Source organism: Roseofilum acuticapitatum BLCC-M154 (assembly GCF_030068475.1).
Lineage (GTDB): Bacteria > Cyanobacteriota > Cyanobacteriia > Cyanobacteriales > Desertifilaceae > Roseofilum > Roseofilum acuticapitatum.
In genome coordinates this window covers 1-2500 of sequence record NZ_JAQOSP010000025.1, presented here as the reverse complement: position 1 = coordinate 2500, position 2500 = coordinate 1, and the positions used below count along the sequence as shown (strand labels likewise).

Annotated in this window: 1 tRNA gene and 2 rRNA genes (1 of these 3 cut by a window edge); all 3 read right to left on the bottom strand. The window is 51.4% G+C overall.

Annotated elements, in window-relative coordinates:
* A 23S ribosomal RNA gene (locus tag PMG71_RS03745) occupies positions 1 to 428 on the bottom strand; it reaches 2464 nt to the left of the window's first position.
* A 208-nt stretch (positions 429 to 636) separates the two neighbouring features.
* A tRNA-Ile gene (locus tag PMG71_RS03740) sits at positions 637 to 710 on the bottom strand.
* 110 nt (positions 711 to 820) lie between these two features.
* A 16S ribosomal RNA gene (locus tag PMG71_RS03735) occupies positions 821 to 2308 on the bottom strand.
* The 16S and 23S rRNA genes sit together here with 1 tRNA gene alongside, the layout of an rRNA operon.
* Positions 2309 to 2500 lie beyond the last annotated feature (192 nt).

Here is a 2500-nt window from a genome sequence, read left to right as displayed (position 1 = left end):
GCTGATTCACTCGGGATTTCACTTAACCCAAGCTACTCGGGATACTCTCGGGGGGTTGAGATTTTTGACTACAGGACTTTCACCTCCTCTGGTGCAGCTTTCAACTGCTTCGTCTAATCCGCTCCCTCCCTGATGAGAGTCCCACTACCCCAACCCCAATTTGAGGTTGGTTTAGGCTTCTCCCCTTTCGCTCGCCGCTACTTAGGGAATCGCTTTTGCTTTCTCTTCCTCTGGCTACTAAGATGTTTCAGTTCGCCAGGTTCGCTCTCTCTAGCCTATGGATTCAGCTAGGAGTTTCTGGGTTGCCCCATTCGGATACCTCCGGATCAATGCTTGCTTCCAGCTCCCCGGAGCGTTTCGTCGGTCACCACGTCCTTCTTCGCCTCTGTGTGCCAAGGGATCCACCGTTAGCTCTTTGTAGCTTGACCAGTTCTTTACTCTCTTTTACGAAAAGTCAGTTTTTCTGCTTTTTTTACGGTTTCTGCCTGAGATAAATAAGCAATGCCTATTTATCTCCCTTGGAATTTTCTTTTCAGTTATGCAGTTTTCAAGGTTCTTTTTACTGGAGTTACTCTCCAGCCGACTCGGTTGCTCTCGCAACTTGAGGGGCTAGGGTCCCTTCTTTTTTTCTTAATCTGGGCCATCCTGGACTTGAACCAGGGACCTCACCCTTATCAGGGGTGCGCTCTAACCACCTGAGCTAATAGCCCATGTCCGAACCTAACCTGTTTGAAAGCCTATTTTCTAAATTTTTCTGAGCTGACCTCGACCGACCTTGGGATTTTTCCAAGATTTCTTTCCTTGGATTAGGTCTCCCTTTAAAGGAGGTGATCCAGCCACACCTTCCGGTACGGCTACCTTGTTACGACTTCACCCCAGTCATCAGCCCTGCCTTCGGCGTCCCCCTCCTCGAAAGGTTAGGGTAACGACTTCGGGCGTGGCCAACTTCCATGGTGTGACGGGCGGTGTGTACAAGGCCCGGGAACGGATTCACCGCCGTATTCTGACCGGCGATTACTAGCGATTCCTCCTTCATGCTCTCGAGTTGCAGAGAGCAATCTGAACTGAGACCGGGTTTCTGGGATTAGCTGGCCTTCGCAGGTTCGCTGCCCTTTGTCCCGACCATTGTAGTACGTGTGTCGCCCAGGGCGTAAGGGGCATGCTGACTTGACGTCATCCCCACCTTCCTCCGGTTTGTCACCGGCAGTCTCTCTAGAGTTCCTAACTTAATATTGGCAACTAAAGACGAGGGTTGCGCTCGTTGCGGGACTTAACCCAACATCTCACGACACGAGCTGACGACAGCCATGCACCACCTGTGTTCGCGCTCCCTAAGGCACTCCTTCCTTTCAGAAGGATTCGCGACATGTCAAGCCCTGGTAAGGTTCTTCGCGTTGCATCGAATTAAACCACATACTCCACCGCTTGTGCGGGCCCCCGTCAATTCCTTTGAGTTTCACACTTGCGTGCGTACTCCCCAGGCGGGAGACTTAACGCGTTGGCTACGATACAGCACGGGTCGATACGTGCTACACCTAGTCTCCATCGTTTACGGCTAGGACTACAGGGGTATCTAATCCCTTTCGCTCCCCTAGCTTTCGTCCTTCAGTGTCAGGTCTGGCCCAGTAAAGCGCTTTCGCCACCGGTGTTCTTCCCGATATCTACGCATTTCACCGCTACACCGGGAATTCCCTTTACCCCTACCAGCCTCTAGCTAACCAGTTTCCACTGCCTTCCCACAGTTGAGCTGTGATCTTTAACAGCAGACTTAGTTTGCCACCTACAGACGCTTTACGCCCAATCATTCCGGATAACGCTTGCCTCCTCCGTATTACCGCGGCTGCTGGCACGGAGTTAGCCGAGGCTTATTCGTCAGGTACCGTCAGAACTTCTTCCCTGACAAAAGGGGTTTACGATCCAAAAACCTTCCTCCCCCACGCGGTCTTGCTCCGTCAGGCTTTCGCCCATTGCGGAAAATTCCCCACTGCTGCCTCCCGTAGGAGTCTGGGCCGTGTCTCAGTCCCAGTGTGGCTGCTCATCCTCTCAGACCAGCTACTGATCGTCGCCTTGGTAGTCTCTTACACTACCAACTAGCTAATCAGACGCGAGCTCATCTCTGGGCAATAAATCTTTTACCTTTCGGCTCATCCGGTATTAGCCACCGTTTCCAGTGGTTATCCCCGACCCAGAGCCAGATTCTCACGCGTTACTCACCCGTCCGCCACTCACTCCGAAGAGTTCGTTCGACTTGCATGTGTTAAGCAGACCGCCAGCGTTCATCCTGAGCCAGGATCAAACTCTCCGTGTTAACACTTTTGAGTTTTTTTTGGCTTTAGGGATTGAAACTTTCGCTTCTTTCCCTTATCATCTTGATTAACTTTAGCTTCTCTCCCTAAAGAGAGCGCTTCAGTTCAATTCACTAACGAGGGTCTAACTCATTTAGTTTAGGCTTTCAAACTATAGAATTTTCTAGGTTCGGTGGCTTCGATTGGGGGTCAGC